At 72.8% G+C, this 20,847-nt stretch carries 12 protein-coding genes; 7 read left to right on the top strand and 5 right to left on the bottom strand.

The annotated features are described in order from the left end of the window. The first annotated feature begins 100 nt into the window (after positions 1 to 100). Positions 101 to 733, top strand: coding sequence for a TetR/AcrR family transcriptional regulator (locus ACFV6E_RS05630; protein WP_385161707.1), 633 nt, complete (start codon positions 101 to 103; stop codon positions 731 to 733). Positions 734 to 800: 67 nt separating this feature from the next. On the opposite strand, the gene ACFV6E_RS05625 is transcribed toward ACFV6E_RS05630, so the two are convergent. Together ACFV6E_RS05625 and ACFV6E_RS05620 are read right to left on the bottom strand one after the other, a co-directional pair. After that, entirely contained in the window at positions 801 to 1,583 is a 783-nt protein-coding gene (locus ACFV6E_RS05625; RefSeq protein WP_385459540.1) for a rhomboid family intramembrane serine protease, read from the bottom strand. Positions 1,584 to 1,601: 18 nt separating this feature from the next. Continuing rightward, on the bottom strand, positions 1,602 to 2,246 hold the full coding sequence (locus tag ACFV6E_RS05620) for a LysE family translocator (RefSeq protein ID WP_385161703.1): 645 nt from the start codon (positions 2,244 to 2,246) through the stop codon (positions 1,602 to 1,604). A gap of 233 nt (positions 2,247 to 2,479) precedes the next feature. On the opposite strand from ACFV6E_RS05620, the gene ACFV6E_RS05615 reads away from it, so the two are divergent. The 5 genes from ACFV6E_RS05615 (at position 2,480) to ACFV6E_RS05595 (ending at position 13,164) form a co-directional block, all read left to right on the top strand. Beyond that, on the top strand, positions 2,480 to 3,253 hold the full coding sequence (locus ACFV6E_RS05615; protein WP_385161701.1) for a polysaccharide deacetylase family protein: 774 nt from the start codon (positions 2,480 to 2,482) through the stop codon (positions 3,251 to 3,253). A 262-nt stretch (positions 3,254 to 3,515) separates the two neighbouring features. Continuing rightward, positions 3,516 to 4,289 carry a glycosyltransferase gene (locus ACFV6E_RS05610; RefSeq protein ID WP_385161699.1) on the top strand — a complete coding sequence of 258 codons (774 nt, stop codon included), beginning with the start codon at positions 3,516 to 3,518 and terminating at the stop codon, positions 4,287 to 4,289. 294 nt (positions 4,290 to 4,583) lie between these two features. Continuing rightward, entirely contained in the window at positions 4,584 to 10,358 is a 5,775-nt protein-coding gene (locus ACFV6E_RS05605) for a glutamate synthase-related protein (protein ID WP_385459538.1), read from the top strand. Positions 10,359 to 10,363: 5 nt separating this feature from the next. Further along, positions 10,364 to 12,226, top strand: a complete 1,863-nt coding sequence (locus ACFV6E_RS05600) for a sulfite reductase flavoprotein subunit alpha (RefSeq protein WP_385459624.1) — start codon at positions 10,364 to 10,366, stop codon at positions 12,224 to 12,226. Positions 12,227 to 12,228: 2 nt separating this feature from the next. Beyond that, a complete protein-coding gene (locus ACFV6E_RS05595; protein ID WP_385459536.1) occupies positions 12,229 to 13,164 on the top strand; it encodes a hypothetical protein in 936 nt (311 codons plus the stop codon). A gap of 374 nt (positions 13,165 to 13,538) precedes the next feature. Here the strand turns inward: ACFV6E_RS05595 and ACFV6E_RS05590 are convergent, their stop codons facing one another. The 3 genes from ACFV6E_RS05590 to ACFV6E_RS05580 form a co-directional block, all read right to left on the bottom strand. Then, the gene (locus tag ACFV6E_RS05590) at positions 13,539 to 14,879 is read right to left on the bottom strand and encodes a DUF3500 domain-containing protein (protein ID WP_385161693.1); all 1,341 of its coding nucleotides are present in this window, start codon (positions 14,877 to 14,879) and stop codon (positions 13,539 to 13,541) included. A gap of 229 nt (positions 14,880 to 15,108) precedes the next feature. Then, positions 15,109 to 16,521 (bottom strand): sensor histidine kinase, encoded by a 1,413-nt coding sequence (locus ACFV6E_RS05585; protein ID WP_385161691.1) that lies wholly within the window; start codon positions 16,519 to 16,521, stop codon positions 15,109 to 15,111. Positions 16,522 to 16,715: 194 nt separating this feature from the next. Continuing rightward, on the bottom strand, positions 16,716 to 17,441 hold the full coding sequence (locus ACFV6E_RS05580) for a response regulator transcription factor (RefSeq protein WP_385161689.1): 726 nt from the start codon (positions 17,439 to 17,441) through the stop codon (positions 16,716 to 16,718). 275 nt (positions 17,442 to 17,716) lie between these two features. Here ACFV6E_RS05580 and ACFV6E_RS05575 point away from each other — a divergent pair, with 275 nt between their 5' ends. Further along, positions 17,717 to 20,839: an ATP-binding protein gene (locus tag ACFV6E_RS05575; protein WP_385459622.1), complete on the top strand. Its 3,123-nt coding sequence runs from the start codon at positions 17,717 to 17,719 to the stop codon at positions 20,837 to 20,839. Positions 20,840 to 20,847 lie beyond the last annotated feature (8 nt).

Here is a 20,847-nt window from a genome sequence, read left to right as displayed (position 1 = left end):
CAAGCAGTTGCTAGCCGATCGACTAGCCGTCACTTGCCGATCGGCAAGCTAGCACTAGCCGGTCGGCTAGGCAAGGACAAGACGGTGACATACTGTGACCGTGACTTCGACCAAAGCGGCGGCGACCTCGGCTTCGACACGGGAGCGGGTCGTCGAGGCCGCCATCGACCTCTTCGCCCGCCAGGGCTACGGGGGCACCTCGCTGCGCCACATCGCAGAGGCCCTCGGGATCACCAAGGCCGCCGTCTACCACCACTTCCACACCAAGGACGACATCGCCCGCGTTGTCGTCGGCCGGGCTCTCAAGGCCCAGGAGGGCATGGTCGACCGCCTGATCGTGGCCGGCACCGACCCCGCCGCATGGCAGCGGGCCCTCCCCCGAGTCATCGACATCGCCCTCGGCCAACGCCAGCTGCTCTACGCCCTCGAACGCGACGAGGACACCTACCGTGCGCTCTTCGCCGACGACCCGGCCATCGGACCCAGCCTCCAGGACGAGGGCGCCCCCCTCGCCGGGCTCCTCGCCGACCCCGATGCCGATCCCGCCGTCCGGGTCCGTCTCGGCTGCGTCCTCGGCGCCGTGTTCGGCCCGCTCACGTTCCTCTCCGACCACTACCGAGACGTCCCCGGCGACCAGCTGCGCCACCACCTCAACCAGGCCGTCGCCGTGCTCCTCCGGGACCTCCCCACCCAGACCAGCCCGGAGCGCGACCAGGCGCGTGAAGCCGAGTAATTGTCAGGACGTGTGGACCAGTTGAGGTCGCTCAGACTGCGAGGGTCTTGTCCTCTGACGAGCCGGCCTAAAGCAGGCCCATGTCGCGCAGTTCCTTGTGCAGGGCGGCGCGTGGGTTGTCGGTGGGGGTGGCCGGGAGCGCGTCGCGGTTGGTTGGTTTCGCGCTGCCGACTGCGGGTGCGGCTCCCGTGACCGTGTCGGCCGCGTCTGCGCTGGAGCGTGCCGACCCGGCCGGCTTCCGGTGGCGGTCGCGGAAGAGCCATGCACCTGCCACGCCGCCGGTCAGGCCGCCCAGGTGGCCCAGCCAGCTCACGCCCGGTGTTCCCGGTACGGCCACGGTGAGCAGGTAGGCGAAGGACGCCGCCATGACGACGCCGATCAGGGTGTCGATCAGGTGCCGGTCGAAGAGGCCGCGTACGACCACGTAACCGAAGTAACCGAAGACCAGGCCGCTCGCGCCGACCGTGTCCGCGCCGCCCCGCTCGAAGAACCAGATCGCCAGCCCGCTGCACACCGCGACCACCAGGCTCAGGCCGAGAAAGCGGACCACGCCGCGGTAAGCGGCGAGGAATCCGAAGACGAACAGCGGTCCTGAGTTGCTTTCAAGGTGCGCCCAGTTCCAGTGCAGGAAAGGCGCGGTCAGGAGGTGGGGCAGCGTGCCGGAGTCGCCGGAGACAACCCCGTAATCCCGCGAGAGCGCGTAGTCACCGGCGTAGTTGGCCAGCTGCACCAGCCACACGAACGCCACGAAGCCGAACATCACGAAGAACGCCTTCCGCGCCTCCGCGATCATTCGCTCGGGCTCGCTCCAGCCGCCCCGGCCTCGACCCGAACCAGACAATCCAGACATTGCTGTCCCTCCGCCCGCTCAGGTGGAAGCCGGTGTGCGGGACAAGGCCGTGCGCAGGGCGAAGACGCCCAGCAGGCCGCCTGCCGTGAAGCGCTGGGCGGCCATGACGCGGGGGCGCGCGGCCAGGAACTTCGACACCCTCGCCGCGCCCAGGACCACCAGAGCGTTCACGGAGACCCCCACGACGATCTGCACGCCGCCGAGCTGGAGCAGTTGTCCCCAGGCCGGGCCCGCCTGCGGGTCCAGGAACTGGGGCAGCAGGGCGGCGTAGAGGAGGGCGATCTTGGGGTTGAGCAGGTTGGTCAGCAGCCCCATCGAGAACAGGCGCGCGTCGGAGACCGGCGGCAGGTCCTGGTCCGGCGCGAAGGGCGAGCGGCCCCCGGGCTTGAGCATGCCCCAGGCGAGGTAGCCCAGGTAGGCGGCGCCGGCGAGCTTGACCACCGTGTACGCCATTGGTACCGCGGCGAACAGCGCGGACAGGCCCGCGGCCGCGGCCAGCAGGTAACACACGAATCCCACGGCGGTCCCGCCGAGGCTGACCAGGCCCGCCCTGCGGCCCTGGGTGATGGCGCGGGAGGCAAGGTGGATCATGTTCGGCCCCGGGGTCAGGGCCATGCCCAGCTCGACCAGCGCCACTCCTCCTACGGCGGCCAGGGTGATCATCACCGGTCATCCTCCTGGATAGTTTCCTCAGGCGACAGACGGCTCCGACGGACCGCTGCGGCAGACGGCTCCGGCAGCCAGACCGGAGGATACGCCGATCGGCGAGTTGTCCGTAAATAACCCCGGGATTGTCCGTGACCGGTAACAGACGCATCCCTTGGCCAACGTTTCTCATCCTGCTGGGTGGTCGCGAGGTGGCCAGAGATTGATGAACTGGGCGGGAGTGGGCGGACATGGCACGGCACGGTGGCGGGCGGGGCTGGTACGGCAAGGTGATCGGGGCGGCGCTCGGCGTGGTGATGCTCGCTACCGGCGCCTCGGTGTGGACCGCGCAGGCCGGTTCCGTCGGCGGCTCGACGAAGAAGGCGAGCGCCTCGGCCACGCCCGGCGGTGACGTCAAGGCGGTCGACGTGACCATCGCGCACTCCTCGGACGCTGGGGCGCACGGCGTCAACATCACCATCGACGACGGGCCCGACCCCGAGTGGACCCCTCAAGTGCTCGATGTGCTGCGGGAGTACGGGGTGAAGGCCACGTTCTGCATGGTGGGGCCGCAGGCGAAGGCGCACCCGGACCTCGTGAAGAAGGTCGTCGCGGCCGGGCACCGGCTCTGCGACCACTCGGTCTCGCACGACACCACCATGGACAAGAAGTCCGAGAGCTACCAGTCGCAGCAGATACTCGACGCCGAGCGCATGATCACCGAGGCGTCCGGGGGCGTGCGGCCGATGTACTACCGGGCGCCCGGCGGGGCCTTCACCCCCTACAGCCGCAAGCTCGCCGCCTCCCACGGCATGCGCCCGCTGGGCTGGAACGTGGACACCAAGGACTGGGAGCTGCCGGGCACGGACGCCATCGTCGCCACCGTGAAGCAGGAGCTGTCCAACGGTCCGACGCTCCTCTTCCACGACGCGGGCGGCGACCGCGCCCAGACCGTCGAGGCCCTGCGCCGCGTCCTGCCCTGGCTGAAGGACCAGGGGTACTCCTTCGGGTTCCCGGTGCGCTGAGTCCCGCTCCGACTGCGGCCGGCCCCACGGATCACGGATTACGGACCATGGTTACGGACCATGGATCATGGTGGGGTGATCAGTCACCGGCAACTCGCCGCTCGCAGCGCACAGTTGACGGGCGTCGTTGCTCGGGCGTCCCCTTCGTACACCAAGGCCTCGCGCCGTGCCGGGGACCCGTGCATCGCCAGGTGACCGGAGTCGGTTCCCTTCTCCGCATTCATCACGGTCGACACCGTCACCTCACATGGAGCACTTCCCCATGCCCAAGCTCACTGTCCTGACGCCCGTGCACGAGAACGGGTACGCCTACCTGGACGAACTGCACGAGTGCCTCGCCGATCAGAAGCTTCCTGCCGGCTGGCAGCTCGAGTGGCTGGTGCAGGAGGACGGCCGTACGGGCAGGCCTCTGGAGGCCATACCGGACGCACCGTGGATATCGAAGGGCGCCGGCCGCTGGGGCGGAGCCGCGCAGGCCCGGACACTGGGGCTGACGCGCGCCACCGGCACCCTCCTGCGTTGCGTCGACGCCGACGATCTGCTGCCCGACCAGCAGACCCTCGCCCGCGACATCGAGTTCCTCGAGGCCGATCCGTCCTATGGATGGACGGTCTCCCCCTGCCTGGATCTCCGCTTCGACGGCCGCCTGGAGCCCGGTCCGTACGACCCCGTTCCCGGGCCGCTGCCGGAACGGGCGATCCTGGACGGTCTCAAGCGCGGTGAGCTGCCGGTCGTGGGAACGACGCTGACCGCACGCACGGATCTGGTGCGTCTCACGGGCGGCTGGCCGGCGATACCGGCCTTCGAGGACGCGGCTCTCGTCCTGTTCTGCGAGGCGGTCAGCCGCGGGTGGATGCAGACCGAGCCGGGCCTGATCTACCGCAAGCACCCCACGCAGCACACCGCCTCTGCCGCCTTCCGCGACGAAGAAGAGACGAGACTGCGCCAGGAGATCGCCATCGACCGGGCCGAAGCGCTTCACGCCTCCGGCTGGCGTTGGGCACCGGCGGCACAGGCTATGCGGACCGACGCATAGCCCACATACATGTAACGCGCACCCTTGCGGTGAAAGTTAGGTAAGGCTTACCATACCTATTCGCGGTGCCACCACGCACCACTCCGGTACCCGCACGCACCACCCCGGACCCCGACCGCCCCGCCGGTCCACCGTCCGCCCGCGGCGAGCGCTTCACCGACGCAGCCTGGCCGTCCGCTGCCACCCGCTGTCATGTCGTTGCCGACCCCGCTCACCCAGCCGCATCGCTCACAGAGCCGTACCGCTCCTCGCGGAGCCGCATCGCTCGCAGAGCCGCACCACAGGACGATGCACGTGAACCACTCCGCTTACGGTCTGTACGACCCTGCCCGCGATCACAGTGACTGCGGCGTCGGCTTCATCACCCGTCTCGACGGGCGGCCCGGCCACGACGTCATCCGCAAGGGCGACGAGGCACTCTGCGCCATCCCGCACCGCGGCGGCACGTCCGCCGAGGGTGTCGGGGACGGCGCGGGGGTGAGTGTCGACCTGTCCGTGGAGTTCTTCGGCGCGCTCACCGGCGAGACGCTGCGCGCCGGGTACTTCGGGGTCGCCAACTGCTTCGTCCCGGTCGACGCCGCCCGCCGTGACCGCGCGCTCGGTCTCGTCGGGCGGTGCGTCGCCGAGCAGGGCTTCGAGACGCTCCTCGTACGGGACGTGCCCGTCGACCACTCCGTCGCCCGGCCCGCCGCCGAGCAGTACCAGCTGCCCATCGTGCAGTGGGTCTTCCGGGCCCCCGACGGCTTCAGCCGCGCCGACGTCGACGCCGCCGCCCACCGCGCGCTGCTCGCCGTCGAAGCCGTCGCCTATGGTGATGACGACTCCTACACCGGGCTGTATCCGCTGTCGCTCAGCGCGCGCACCCAGGTACTGAAGGGCAGACTCAACTCCGGCGAGGTAATCGCGTACTTCAGGGACCTGACCGACCCCCGGCACTCCGTGCGGTCGCTCTACTTCCACACCCGGTTCTCCACGAACACCGAGCCGCATCCGACCATGGCGCAGCCCTTCCGGCTCATGGCGCACAACGGGGAGCTCAACACCGACCGGAAGAACCGGCTGAGCGACGAGGCTCTGGCGCGAGCCCGGACCCGCAGCATCGTGCGGCCGCCGGGGCAGTCCGACTCCAGCCGGCTCGACCAGACGTTGCAGAGCCGGGTCTTCGACGACGGGCTGGACCTCGTCGAGGCCGTCGTCTCGCTCATGCCGCCCGCCTGGGAGAACGACCGCACGCTGCCCTCCGGCGTCCGCGACATGCTCGAGTACTTCTCCCTGTACGAAGAGAAGAACGACGGGCCCGCCGCTGTGATCTTCAGTGACGGGGACGTCATCGGGGCCCGGCTCGACCGGCTCGGGCTGCGCCCGCTGCGTACCGTCGAGACCGCCGAGTACCTGATCGTGGCCTCCGAGGCGGGGCAGGTCGCGTTCCCGGACGACGAGGTCGTGCACCGGGGGCGGATCGAGGCCGGGGGCATGCTGGTCGTCGATCACCGCACCGGGCGGCGGATGCGGACCCGCGAGGTGCTCGACGCCCTCGCCGCGCGGCGGCCGTACAGCGAGCTGCTCGACGCGGCACGGGTAAATCTGGACGACCTGCCCGCGCCCGACTACTACCGCGGCACCACCACCCTCGGCTACGACGGTGACCTCACGCTCGCCGGACGGTACGTGGCGTACTCGCTGAACCAGGAGAGCTTCCGGTTCATGCTCGACCCGATGCTCGCCAACGGGTCCGAGCGGATCTCCGCGATGGGGTACGGCAACGCCATCAACGCGCTCAGCGACACCGAGGGCGGCATGGCGAAGTACTTCTCGCAGCGCTTCGCGCAGGTCACGAACCCGCCGCTGGACAGCATCCGCGAGGCCGACGGCATGAGCATGCGCGTCGCCCTCGGCCCCAAGCCCGACGGCACCGGCGGCGCCGGCGGCGGAAGCGCCGGAGACGGGGGCACAGGGGACCACCGCGGGCGGCAGCTCGTCGTGAACTCGCCCGTCCTCGGGCATCTCGACATGGTGCGGCTGCGTGACCAGCGGATCGTGCCCCTCGAGCGGTTCGCCATGCTCTACACGCCCGTCCCCGGCGACGAGACCGGCAACGCCGACGCGCTGCGGGCGGCGATCGAGCGGCTCTGCGACGACGTCGAGCGGTTCGCCGCCGGACACGGCGGCATCGCGCTGCTCAGCGACCGGGCCGTCTCGTCCACCCGGGCACCGCTGCCCGTCGTCCTCGCCGTCGCCGCCGTCAACCAGCGGCTCATCGAGACCGGCCTGCGGCTGCGCGTCTCGATCGTCGCCGAGAGCGGGCAGCTCGCCTCCTCGCACCACGTCGCCACCGCGCTCGGCTTCGGCGCCTCCGCCGTCTACAGCCTCAGCGCCCGGCTGCGCGCCGAGGAGAAGTACCCGAGCGCCCCCGCGCCCGCCGGTGAGAAGACGGAGACCGACCGGGCGCTCGCCAGGTTCCGCAAGGCCGCCGAGAAGTCCCTGGCCAAGACCATGGGGCGGGTCGGGCTCTGCACCGCCGAGAGCTACATCGGCGGCGCGTTCTTCGAGCCGAACTACCTCGACACCCGCGACGACGTCTTCGCGCGGATCTTCCCGTACATGGACGCTCCGGTCGGCGGGGTCGGGTTCGCCCGGATCGCGCAGGCCGCGACCGACTGGCACGAGCGGGCCCGTGCGGTCCGCGGCGAGCAGCAGATTCCGCTGCTCGGGCTGTTCAAGGAGCGGTCGGACGGCGCCGGGCACTCCTTCGGTGTCTCCGCCGTGCGCGGCTTCGGGGACATGGCCGAGGAGCCGGTCGCCTTCGGCAGGCCCGGCGACCCGGACGCGCTGCGGCTGCTCACCCTCGGACAGCTCGACGACGCGTTCGGCATCAGTGACGCCGCGTACCGCAACACCGGGTACGACGCGCTCAGCGACGCCGAGATCGACGCGTTCCGGATCACGCCCGGGTACCGCGCGTTCCTGCGGACCACGCACGAGGAGCGGCTGCGCCGGCCGGCCGCGCTGCGCGACGTGCTCGCGCTGCCCGCGGACGTCACGGGGCTGCGTACGCCGGAGGACTTCGCGCGTGAGCTGGGGCGGTTCTCGACCGACGGGAACGAGAGCGTCACCGTACGGGGAGTGACCGCGGCCGTCGTCGAGCACACCGACATCGGCCCTTCCGGCACCGCCCGCCCCGCCGTCCGGGCTCACGGCACCGCGACACCCACGGCCACGGCCACGGCCACGGCGGGTGCTCCCGGCGCCGACCGCGGAGTGCCCGGCCCCACCACCGTCCGGCTCCGCCTCACCTCCCCCGACCCCGGCCCCGACCCTGGCTCCGGCCCCGGATCCGATCCTGGTGCCGGCGCCGCCGCGCTGCACGCCGCGCTCGCCGACGGGCTCGCACTCGCGCATCCCGGCGAGGTCGTCACGCTCGACGTGGCCGCCGACGGCGTGACGGTCGCCGTCACCGGTACGGCCGCGCGCCTGCTCGCCCTGCTCGACGGCGCCCCCGGCAGCGTGCCGCTGGACGAGGTGCAGCCCGCGCACGAGATCACCCGCCGCCTCGCCTCCGGCGCGATGAGCCACGGCGCGCTCGTGGCGACCGCGCACGAGGCCGTCGCGCACGGCGCCAACATGGTCGGCGCCCTGTCCAACAGCGGCGAGGGCGGCGAGCACCACACCCGGTACGGGACCATCCGCGGCTCCCGGATCAAGCAGTTCGCGTCCGGCCGGTTCGGCATCTGGGCGGGTTACCTCGCCGATCCGATGCTGGAGGAGCTGGAGATCAAGATCGGGCAGGGGGCCAAGCCCGGCGAGGGCGGTCAGCTGCCCGCGCCGAAGGTGACGGTCGACATCGCCGCCGCGCGCGGCGGCACCCCCGGCATCGAGCTGATCTCGCCGCCCCCGCACCACGACACGTACTCCATCGAGGATCTCGCCCAGCTCATCCACGACTGCAAGGCCGCCCGGGTCCGGGTGATCGTCAAGCTGGTGTCCTCGGAGGGGATCGGGACGATCGCGGTCGGCGTCGCCAAGGCAGGCGCGGACGTCATCAACGTCGCCGGGAACACCGGCGGTACGGGTGCCGCTGCCGTCACCAGCCTGAAGTACGCCGGGCGGTCGGCGGAGATCGGTGTCGCCGAGGTGCACCAGGCGCTGGTCGCCAACGGGCTGCGGCAGAAGGTCGTACTGCGCTGTTCCGGCGCGCACCAGACCGGCGGCGACGTCGTCACCTCGGCCCTCCTCGGCGCCGACAGCTTCGAGTTCGGCACCACCGCGCTGATGATGCTCGGCTGCGTCATGGCGAAGAACTGCAACGTCAAGTGCCCCGCCGGGCTCACCACCAACGCCGAGGCGTTCGAGGGCGACCCGCGGGCGCTGGCGCAGTACCTGCTCAACATCGCGCAGGACGTGCGGCAGATCCTCGCCCGGCTCGGGCTGCGGTCCCTGCGCGAGGCCCGGGGGCGTACGGACCTGCTCCAGCTCCTCGACCACCCCGCGAGCGTCGGGCGGCTCGACGTGCGGCGGCTGCTCGCGCGCGTGCCCGGGAAGACCGTCACCGACCCCGAGTACCTGGAGAAGGACTACCGCACCGACGACGCCCTCATCGAGCGGGTCCGCGCCGCGCTCCTCGACCGGCGCGAGCCGTCCGTCCTCATCGACGGCATCCGGCTCGGCAACAGCGACAAGTCGGTGGGCGGGCAGCTCGGCATCGACGTCGAGCGGCTGCTCAACCACGAGTACGACGATTACGACGATGCGGACGTACCCGCCGTCACGACCGACGACCGCGGCCGGCGCCGCCTCGCCGACGGTGCCGTCCGCATCCGTACCAGCGGGTCCGCCGGGCAGTCCTACGGCGTGTTCTGCAACGACGGCATCACGCTGGAGCACACCGGGACGGCCAACGACGGGGTCGGCAAGAGCCAGAGCGGCGGGCGGATCGTGGTCCGCGCCCCCGGCGGCGGCAGTCCGGACCGCGGCGGCAACGTGCTCGTCGGGAACTTCGCGCTGTTCGGCGCGACCGGCGGCCGGACGTTCGTGCAGGGCGAGGCCGGTGACCGGTTCGCCGTACGGAACTCCGGCGCGACCGCCGTGGTCGAGGGGATCGGCGACTTCGGCTGCGAGTACATGACCGGCGGCACCGTGCTCAACCTCGGCGGCTTCGGCAAGGGCCTCGGCAACGGCATGAGCGGCGGCTTCCTCTACCAGTACGACCCAACGGGCGAGGTCGCGGGCCGGGTGAGCGCCGACTCGCTGCTCGTCTTCCCGGTGACCGACACCGGGCACGGCGCCTTCCACGAGGCGGCCGTGCGGCTGCTCCTCGCCTGGCACGCCGAGGCCACCGGCTCGCCGCTCGCGGCCCGGCTGCTGGCGGACTGGGAGAGCGAGCGGCAGCACGTGTACTGCGGGATGCCGCGGGCGCTGCTGCTGTACCAGGACGCCGGTGAAATCCTCGCCGCCGCCACCCGCTCCGAGCTGCTGGACGAGCTGGCGACCTCGATCGCGACGGACAAGCTGCGCGCGTTCAAGGTCGACTACCGCGACCGGCGCACCGTGCTCGGCGGCCGGGCCCCGGCGCTCGGCGGCCAGGGCGGTAGCGACCAAAACGGTGGCGACCGGGACGACGGCACCGCCGACATGTTCTCGCTGCTGTCCTCGTACACGGTGCTCGGTGCCGCGCAGGATCTCGCGCTCCAGCGGGTGCCCGGCGCGAGCGGTCCGGACGATCCGCGGGTCGCCGCGGCCGTCCGCAATCTGATCCTCACCGAGGACTTCTTCGTCAGGCAGCGCGTCGTGAAGTACCTGCGCAGCACGCTGGACCGGTTCGACGACGGCGAACTGGCCACGCTCATCGCGATTCTGCGCCTGGACGACTACAAGCGCGCCCTGAAGCAGCGCAACAACCTCAGCGTGGACGCCCCCGGCACCTACGGCTGGATCGTCCACCAGAACACCAAGAACGCCGGCCGCGTGCGCGCCGCCCGCTTCGACGAACTGCTCGCGACCGCGGCGCTGGACGACATCGCCGCCCGCCACAGCCACCTTCCGCAGACCCCCACCGAGGCGGTGACCACGTGACGCTCATGCCGCCCACCGGGACGCTCATGCCGCCCACCGGGACGCTCAAGCCTCCCACCGGTGCCCTCATCCCGGCCGACGCGCCCTTCTCCGCCGAACAGGAGGCGTGGCTCGCCGGGTTCATCGCCGGGATCGCGGCCGCCGGACGCCGGGACGAGGCCGCGGGCGGCGCGCCCGCGGCGACGGTCGACGTGCTGTTCGGCACGCAGACCGGGAACGCCGAGTCCGTCGCCGGTGACCTCGTCGCCGGGGCGCGCGCCCGTGGTCTCGGCGGCCAGGCCACCGCGCTGGACGAGGTCACGCCCGACCGACTCGCCGCGATGACCCACGTACTCGTCGTCACCTCGACCTACGGCGAGGGCGAGATGCCCGACAACGCCGGGCTGTTCTGGGAGGCGCTCCAGGCGGAGACGGCCCCGCGTCTGGAAGGGCTGCGGTACGCGGTGCTCGGGCTCGGCGACCGCGGGTACGACGACTTCTGCCAGGCCGCGAAGCTCGTCGACACCCGGCTGGAACAGCTCGGCGCCGCCCGGCTGCACGACCGGGTGGACTGCGACGTCGACTTCGAGGACCCGGCGGCCGAGTGGACGGCGGCGGTCCTGGAGCGGGTGGCGGCGGAGACCGGCGCCCAGCCGGTCACCGCGGGCGCCGGGGCGGAGGGCACGGGCACGGGCACGGGCACGGGCACGGGGGAAACGTCCACAGGCACGGGCGGCTCCCCGGCCCCCCGTCGATGTTTCACGTGGAACAAGCGCAACCCCTACCGTTCCCGCCTCGCCGTGAACCGGCTGCTGTCCTCCCCGGGCAGCGCGAAGGAGATCCGCCACTACGAGTTCGACCTCGGGGACAGCGGCATCACCTATGCGGCGGGCGACGCGCTCGCCGTCGTACCGGTGAACGACGACACGCTCGTCGCCACGCTCCTCGAACACCTCGGGGCGAGCGGTGACGAGGAGGTCGACGGGCGTCCGCTCGCCGAGCTGCTGCGCACCGAGCGCGAGATCCGTACCCCGTCGAAGGAGCTGATCGCCGACCTGGTCGAGCGGGCGCCGTCCAGCGACCTCGCCGCGGTCGTCGCGCACGGCGACCGTGCCGAACTCGACTCCTGGCTCTGGGGCCGGGACGTCTTCGACCTGCTGCGGGACGCCGGGGCCGCCACCCCGGGCCTGGCCGAACTGCTGCCGTTCCTGCGCCCCTTGCAGGCCCGGCAGTACTCGATCTCCTCCAGCCCGCTGGCCCACCCGGACCGCATCCACCTCACCGTGGCGTCGGTCCGGTACGGCACCCCGCACCGCCGCTACGGCGGCGTCGCGTCCACGTACCTCGCCGACCGAGTCGGCGAGGGCACGGACGCCGGCGTCGGCGCCAGTGTCGGTGTCTACCTCCAGCCGAACGCCTCCTTCGGCGTCCCGGCGGACGACGACGCCCCGATGATCATGATCGGCCCCGGTACGGGCATCGCGCCGTTCCGCGGCTTCCTGCACGAGCGCGCCGCGCGGGGCGCCGCGGGCCGCAACTGGCTCTTCTACGGCGACCAGCACCGCGCGACGGACTTCGTCTACGAGGACGAGCTGGCGGAGCTGCGCGAGCGCGGCGTCCTCACCGCCCTCGACCTGGCCTTCTCCCGCGACCAGGCCGAGAAGGTCTATGTGCAGACGCGGATGCGGGAGCGGTCGCGCGAGCTGTACGCGTGGCTGGAGGAGGGCGCGCACGTCTACGTCTGCGGCGACGCCTCGCGGATGGCGAAGGACGTCGAGGCGACGCTGCTGGGCGTCATCACCGAGCAGCGCGGACGCGGCGACGACGACGCGGCGGAGTACCTGGCCGGTCTGCGCCGGGCGAAGCGCTACGTACGGGACGTGTACTGAACATGACGGACCACCATACGAGTCACGGCCCCGAGCGGCGGGACGCCGAGAGCCCGTGCGCCTTCGAAGGGTGCTGCCGCAGACGGCACGGCAGCGCCCGGCTGATCGACGCACGCATGCCGGAACTGGCGAAGTGCCTGACGCTCTTCCAGTACGTACAGGCCGTCACTGGCGGCCCGGTCGCGCACATCGAGCAGGCCGGCAGTTACGCGGTCCCGAGCCTGCGCGGCGACGCGTTCGCCGTCCGGCCGGGCTCGATCGCGCTGCGGGTCGACGCTGCCGGGGTCGCCTCGGCCGTGGTCGCGCGGGACGCCGACAGCGGCTCGGTCGCGCTGCGCCTGTTCGACGCGGACGGCCGCACCGTGCACGAGGGGCGGCTGCTCTCCGAGGGGGACCGGCTGCTGGCCGGGCTCGTCGGCACGGTCGGCGCCGGTGCCCGGACCGCCCAGGGCCCGGCGGTGCCCGAGGCGGCGGCCTGGGAGAACGGCGACCAGCTCGCGCAGTTCGACGCGATCCTCGGGGACGGCGGGGCCGCCCGGCGCGCGGCGTTCCACCGGTACCGCGGCGAGCACCGGCCGGTCGACGCCGATGTCGTGCCCGCCGTACTCGACCACGTCTGCTCCGTCGGACTGCCCATCGGCGTCGCGGTGTTCGCCCCGTCGGCCATGCAGGCGTGCGGCGGCCTCGTCCACGTCACGGACCGGACCGTCGGCGGGCGGGTCTTCGCGGTGCTCGCGGAGAGCTCGGTGGAGATCGACCTCACCGGCGTCCGCGCCTGCCACCTCGTCCGCTCGACCGCGGCACACGGCCCGACCTCGGCACTCGAACTCGACGACGCGGACGGCCGCTGCGTCGCGGTCATCACCCAGTTCGGGATCGTGGGGGAGGACGTGCACGCGGCGTGGGAGCACTTGGCGGCGTCGCTGCCCGGAGCGTAGCCCCGACAGTGACGGTGACTCGCGTGCACCGCGACAGGCGCGACCGCGCCGCTCAGCGAGCGCCGCATGATCACTGAGCGCAACGACTCAGGAGGAAGCTCTCACCCACTGCGGACAGGACGTAACGCGTGTCGCCCGGCCCCCGTCATGCGCGTCGACGAAGTCCCGGCGTATTCGTCCGGTCCATGCGTGACGTTGCCCTCGTGCTCAAGGCGCGGCCCACCGTACTCACTTGCAGCCGTAGATCACCAAGCCCGAACCGACGAGCGGAGGGCAACGGCGGGTTCCGGTGAGCCGGGCGCACGGAGGGCCGCACCCGGGATCGGGTGCGGCCCTCCGCCATGACTGAGAGGTGACTCAACGGGTCGCGCGTGTCACTGGTGGTGCGGTGACGTCAGGTAGTGCTGGCGCAGGAGCTCCCTTCCGTAGTCGTTGCCGTTCGGGGTGCGGATGATCGAGTGGACGTGGAGCTGGGTGGGGTCGCCGCCCTGGCTGGCGCCGTACGCGCCGGCCAGCGGGCCCGGACCCTGGCAGTCGACCTCGACCCAGACGACGGGGCTGTGCACGCGGACGTAGAAGGCGGAGTCGTCGGCGATGCCGCCGGACCAGGTGACGTAGGTGTCGTCGAGGTGCTTGCCGACCTCGGCCATCCTGACCTTCGCGGCGTCGGCCTTGGCGCGGCCCACGAACGCCTCGACGATGGCGAGGAGCTTCTTCTTCTGGGCGGCGTTCAGCTTGTTGCCGCGCAGGCCCTCGTACTCCTGGACCGCGTTGTCGGAGAACGCGCCCGCTTTCATGGACTCGTTCGACTTGGTCGAGGAGGCGATGGCGACCGACTGCTGGGCGGAGGTGAGGGAGTTGACGAAGGCCAGGCTGGCGGTGACCTCCTCCTGGCAGACCTCGACGGTCTCGCCGTCGATCTCCATCTTGGTCGGCTCCGAGCCCCAGAAGCAGGGGCTCATCACGACCTGGTCGCCGAGGACGAAGTAGTTGATGACCAGGTGGTGGCCGTCGAACTGGAAGCCCCAGGGCTCCGAGTCGGACGGGGTGCCCATCACGGTCCAGTAGTAGGCGTTCTCGTTGAAGGAGTTGGTGTTGCCGATCGCCTCGCCGGCCGCCTGGTTGATCTTGCGGATCTTCTCCGTGGTCTCCAGGCCGTCCGCGCTCAGGGCCGCCTTCAGCAGGGCAGTGCCCAGCGCCTTCTGGTCGTCGCTGAGGTCGGCGAGGGAGACGCCCTGGCGGTCGTAGGAGTCGACGTTGCTCCACAGGCGCCACTCGGTGGAGTGGACGGTGAACTGCGTCGACGTCTTCTGGTCGTCGCTCAGACCGGCCAGGAAGGCGTTCGCGGCGGTGATGACGGGGGCCGTCGCCACGCCGGTGGAGTGGATCGTGAACAGGTCGTCGATCCGCTTGCCGTCGGTGGTCAGACCGAAGAAGTCCTCGGTGATCGTCATGTTGCCGGGGCCGCCCGCGCCGCCGCCGGGGCCGCCGCTGGGCATGCCGCTCGGGGAGGCGGAGGCCGAGGCGTCGGCCGTGCCGGTGGTGTCGTCGGCGAGCGCGGCCCAGGCGCCCGCGCCGCCCATCGTGGCGACGGCGGTGGCGCCGGAGGCGAAGAACACCTTGCGCATGAAGTTGCGGCGGCTCGCGTGCGCGCGACGGCCGGTCTCCTGCTCAGGCTCCCGCGCCGCGGTCTCCCCGGTGTCGAGATCGGTCATCGTCGCTGACTCCCTTCGTCATGGCCCACCCCCTCGGCCGGGCCCTGGCGGCAACCCTGGAGGCGCCAACTGAGGCTGAGCTGAAGCACGTCCGGTACCAGGGCCAAAACGGCCCGGCGGAAGGCGCCCGCGGCCCCTTTGACCTGCGGCGCCGCACCGACCTGTGAATTCGCTGGGGATACGGGGAGGCGGAGGGCCGGGCAGAGAGTGCGGAAGGGGTGGCGGGGGGCTACCGGCCGTACGGCAGGGTGACCGTGAACTCCGTGCGGCCCGGCTCGCTCGTGACGTCGATACGGCCGCCGTGCGCCTGGGTGATCGCCGCGGCGATGGCCAGGCCGAGGCCCGAGCCACCGCCCGTGCCGGGGGTGCGGGAGCGGGAGGTGTCCGCGCGGGTGAAGCGCTCGAAGACGGACGGGAGCAGGCGCGGCGGGATGCCGGGGCCGTCGTCCCGGACCCGGATCGCGCAGCACGCGCGCGTGGCCTCCACGGTGACGGTGATCCGCGAGCCGGGCGGTGTGTGCACGCGCGCGTTGGCCAGCAGGTTGGCCACGACCTGGGTGAGCCGGGCCGGGTCGCCGGTCACCGTGGCCGGTTCGTCCAGGCGCAGCGCGAGCCGCCAGTCGTGGTCGGCGCCCGCGGCCCGCGCGTCCCAGACGGCCTCCGCCACCAGGGTCGCGAGATTGACGTCCACCGCTTGCAGCGGGCGGCCCTCGTCGAGCCGGGCGAGCAGCAGCAGGTCCTCGACGAGCCCGGTCATCCGGGCGGACTGCGCGGAGACCCGGCGCCAGGCGAGCCGCGGTTCGACGCCCGCGGCGCCGCGGTCCATCAGCTCGGCGTACCCGGCGATGGAGGCGAGCGGGGTGCGCAGTTCGTGGCCTGCGTCGGCGAGGAAGCGGCGCATGCGGGCCTCGCTGCGCTGGCGCTGGGCGAGCGAGGACTCCATGCGGTCGATCAGGTGGTTGAGCGCGGCGCCGACCTGGCCGGCCTCGGTGGCGGGGTCGGTGTCCGCGGCGGGAACCCGGGTGAGGCCGGTGACCTCGCCGCGGTCCAGGGGTGCGCGGGCGACCTCGGCGGCGGTGGCGGCCACCCGGCCGAGCGGGCGGAGCTGGCGCCGGATGACCACCGCGCACGTACAGCCCGCGACGGCCAGGCCCGCGGCGGCGATCAGCGACTCGGTCCAGATCAGGTGGTGGACGGTGTCCTGTACGTCGGCCATGGGCAGGCCCGCGAGCACGGGGGCGGCGGCGTCACCGCCGCCGACGGCAGTCACCCGGTAGGTGCCCAGGCCGGGGATCGTCCGCGTGCGCACCGTGCCGTCCACGGCGATCCCGGCGAGGGCCGCGCGCTGGGCGGCTGTGAGGGTCGTACGGCCGCCGTCCCCGTCCACCACCTCTGCGGCGCTGACCCGGCCGCCGGCGAGGCGGCCGCCCACGGTGCCGGCCCGCTGCCCCTGCTCGCTGAGGAAGCCGAGGTCGGTGGCGCCGCCGCGGCCCGCGCCGAAGCGGACGCCGCCCTGACTGCGCTCGACGGCGTCGCGGACCCGCTGGTCCAGGTCGTCGAGGAGATGCGCGCGCTGGACCAGGATCGTACTGAGCGCCATCGCCGCGCACGCCACGCACAGGATCACGCTGGTGAACAACACCAGCCGAGCCCGCAACGACCGCGCCCCGGCGGCCCAGGTACGCGGGAAACGCGCCCGCGCCGCACGCGTACGTACCCGCGCCCGCGCCGCACGCGTACGTACCCGTACCCGCGCCGCACGCGTACGTACCCGCGCCCGCGCCGTACCCGTACGTACCCGCGCCGTACGCGTTCTTCCCCCGCCGCCCCGGCCCGTCATGTCCCGCTGTGCGCGGCTCTGATCGCGTACCCCGCGCCGCGTACCGTGTGGATCATCGGTGGCCGGCCTTTGTCGATCTTCGCGCGCAGGCCGTAGATGTAGACCTCGACCAGGTTGCCCTCGCTGTCGAAGGAGCTGTTCCAGACCTCGTCCAGGATCTGTGCCTTGCTGAGCACCTGCCGCGGGTGCCGCATCAGAAAGCTGAGCAGGTCGAACTCCTTCGCGGTCAGCGCGATCGGCGTCCCGTCCCGCTGCACCTGCCGCGTCTTCTCCGCCAGGACGAGATCCCCGAGCACCCGTACCGATTCGTCCGCCGCCGCCTGTTCCGCACCGGACCGGCGCAGCAGCGCGCGCAGCCGCAGCATGACCTCTTCCAGTGAGAACGGCTTGGTGACGTAGTCGTCCGCGCCCGCCGACAGTCCGTCGAGCCGGTGCTCCAGGGCGTCGCGGGCGGTCAGCATGAGCACGGGCAGCTCGGCGTTCTCGTACCGCAGCCGCCGCAGCACGTGCACGCCGTCCAGGTCGGGCAGCATCCAGTCCAGGACGACGGCGTGCGGGGCGCAGCCGCGGGCGAGGGTGAGGGCGCTGCGGCCGTCGTTCGCCAGGAAGGGCTGCCAGCCCGCCTCGGTGACGGCCCACGACAGCAGCTCGGTCAGCTCCGGTTCGTCGTCGACGATCAGCACACGCACCGCGCCCTGGCGGATTCCACAAGCGGCAGGCATGTGCCGCATGCTGTCGCGCGTGTCTGAGAGCGGGCTGTGGGTGGGCTGTTTTCCGGCCACGGGTTCGAGTGCCTGGCTAATGTTCAGCCGTGACGACCGAGCCGACCGATCCGACCGATCCGACCGATCCGACCGCGACGACAACCGAGTTCACCGCGCCGACCGAGACGACCACCGAGTTCACCGCGCCGACCGCGACCACCGCGACAGCGACCGGGGCGACCACGACCACCGCGAACGCCGCGAACGCCGCGACGGCACCCGACCCCACCGAGCTGACCCTGCTTTCCCGCGTCGCCCACCGCGGGCGCGAGGTCACCGCGCCCCGGCTGCGCGGGCTGCTCGCGCTGCTCGCCGAGGACCTGCGCACCGGATGCAGCACGGGCCGTCTGGTGGAGGGGCTGTGGCCGGACGAGCAGCCGGAGCGGCCGGGAAAGGCGGTGCAGGTGCTGGTCTCCCGGCTCAGGTCCCAGCTCGGTGCCGGGCTCGTCGAGTCCACCCCGACCGGGTACCGGCTGGCGCTCGACGAGACGCGGGTCGACAGTTCCGCGCTGCTGCTGCACGAGGCGGCGGGCGCCGAGCGGGCGCGGGCGGGCGATCACGAAGGGGCCCTCGCGCGGGCCGCGGCGGGCCTGGCCCTGTGGGACGGGAACGTCGCCGCCGGTACGGGCGAGGAGCTGCACGACCCGGTGGTGGCGCTGCGCGCCGCGCGCGTCCCGGCGTACCGCTCGCTGGTCCGTCTGCGGGCGCTCGCGCTCGCCCGGTCGGGGCGGCGCGAGGAGGCGGCGGCGCCGCTGGCGGAGCTGGCCCGCGAGGCGCCGCGCGACGAGGAGGTGCTCGCGGAGCTGCTGCGCTGCGAGGCCGCCACCGCGGGCCGGGCCGCGGCGCTGACCCGGTACGACGCCTACCGCCGCAGGCTCCGCGAGGAGCTCGGCACCGATCCGGGCCCAGGGCTCAGATCCGTGTACCAGCAGTTGCTGAACACGGAGACGGCGCGGCTGCGCCACGGCGTGCCGCACGAGCCGAACCCGCTGCTGGGCCGGGGCGCCGACGTGCGCGCCGTGACCGGGCTGCTCGGCGACGTCCGCGTGGTCACCGTCGTCGGACCCGGCGGACTCGGCAAGACCCGGCTCTCGCACGCGGTGAGCCGGGCCGCCGAACAGCCGGTGGTCCACTTCGTGCCGCTGGCCGGTGTCACCGCCGACGACGACGTGGCCGCCGAGGTCGCCTCGGCCGTCGGCACCGCCGAGGGGCGCCCGTTCGCCGGTGGCGCGGACGAGGTGAGCGGCATCGTCGCCGCCCTGGGCACCGGGCCCGCGCTGCTGGTCCTGGACAACTGTGAGCACGTGGTCCGCGGCGCCGCCGACCTCGTACGGGCGCTGGTTTCCCGGACGAGGGAGCTGCGGGTGCTTGCGACCAGCCGGGCGCCACTGGGGCTGACCTCGGAGTCCGTGTACGCGCTGCCGGAGCTGTCGCTCGCGGACGCGGTCGAGCTCTTCGGGCAGCGGGCGCGGGCGGCACGGCCCGGGGTCGAGCTCGACGCCGGTCTCGTCGCCGGGATCTGCCGCCACCTGGACGGGCTGCCGCTGGCCGTTGAGCTGGCGGCGGCCCGGGTACGAGTGCTCTCCGTGGCCGACATATCCCGCCGCCTCGGCGACCGCTTCGCCCTGCTGCGCGGGGCCGCCCGGGACGCGCCCGAGCGGCACCGCACCCTGCGGGCCGTGGTCGAGTGGAGCTGGAACCTGCTGGAGCCCGGGGGCCGGGCGGCGCTGCGCGCCCTGTCGGTCTTCCCCGGCGGCTTCACCGAGGACGCCGCCGAGTACGTGCTCGGCGACACCGTCGACGCGCTGTCGCTGCTCGAACAGCTCGCCGACCAGTCCCTGGTCAAGGTGGGCGACGGGCCGTCCGGGGTGCGCTTCCACATGCTGGAGACGCTGCGCGAGTTCAGCGCCGCGCGGCGCGCCGAGGCGGGCGAGGAGGAGACGGTCACCGGCCGGTTCCTGTCCTGGGCACGGGAATTCGGGCTGGCCCGCCACGACGTGCTGTTCAGCTCCGACGCCGCCGCCCAGTGGCTGGGCATCCGGGCCGAGCAGGACAACCTCGTACTCGCGCTGCGGTACGCGCTGGCCCGCGCCGACGGTCCCGCCATCGCGGCGCTCACCGCCGTACTGGCCTCCCTGTGGGCCGCCGACACCCACTACGGCCGGCTCACCGCCGTGGCCGCCGAGTCCGGCGGGCCGCTGTCCCACTACCGGCCCGACCCCGCCCGTCCACAGGATATGGAGGCGGCACGCAGCGCGGCGGCCGTGTGCACGGCCGGCCTGTTCATGGGCGAGGGGCCCCGCGCCATCCGGCACCTCGTCACCCTGCGGCGGCTGCCGCCCGCCCCGCCGGACACGGTGCTGCGGGCGCTCGCCGTCGTGCTGTGCGCCCTGCCGGAGCTGCGTCCGCCGCGCTACGAACGCCTCCAGGAGCTGTGCGACGCCGAGGAGCCGCTGCTCGCGGGCGTCGCCGCGGGCGTCGCCAGTTACGTGTGGGACGCCGAGCACGACACGGAACGCGCCCTGGACTGCGCCCGCCGGATGATCGGCACGCTGGTGCCGGTCGGCAACCCGTCCCTGACGCTGCTCGGCCACGGCCGGGTCAGCGAGCTGTGCTTGCAGTCCGAGCGCGGCGCGGAGGCGTACGAACATCTGCGGGCCGCGCTCGACGCGCTCGGCGAGTACGGCGACTGGCCGGACTCGATCGGCGTCCGCTGGGGCCTGGCCATGGCCTCGCTCCAGCGCGGGGAGCCCGACGAGGCGGAGTACTGGCTCGGGCTCGCGGCCCTGGACCAGCAGCCGGAGCCCGCCCGGGTGTTCAGCCCCGAGCTGCCGCTGCGGGCGGAGATCGCGCTGGCCCGCGGGCTGACCGAGGTGGGGCTCGGGCTGTGGCGCCGGGCGGTGGAGCGGATGCGGGCGAACAGCGCGCTGCACGTGGACGACCCGTTCGTGGCTCCCTGGGCGCTGGAGGTGCAGTCCGCCGCGCTGGCGGCGCACGCCCAGCACGACCGGCTCGGTCCGGTGTCCGAGCTGGCCGGGCGGTTGCGGCGGCGGCTGCTCGGCATGCTGTCCGCCACCTCGGGCGACAGCTCCCCGGCCGAACTGCCCGTCTACGGAACGGTGTTGCTCGGGCTCGGCTTCGCCGGTCTGGCCGCGGGCGATCCGGCCGCCGTACGCCTGGTGGCCCTCGCGGAACGGATGCCGGCGGTACGGGAGTTCCCCTCGCTGTCGCTGACCCGGTCGCGGACGGCGGCCGGGGACGCCGACAGGGCGGCGTACGCCGACGCGAGGTCGGAGTACGCCGCCCTGGGGCGGACGGAGCTGCGGGCGGCGGCCGTGCGCGAACTGGGAGCCTGAGAGCTTTC

Origin of the sequence: Streptomyces sp. NPDC059785 (assembly GCF_042732375.1) — a bacterium.
In the GTDB taxonomy this organism is placed as follows: domain Bacteria; phylum Actinomycetota; class Actinomycetes; order Streptomycetales; family Streptomycetaceae; genus Streptomyces.
Note: the sequence above shows the minus strand (reverse complement) of the source record. Positions and strands in the feature narration are given on the sequence as shown.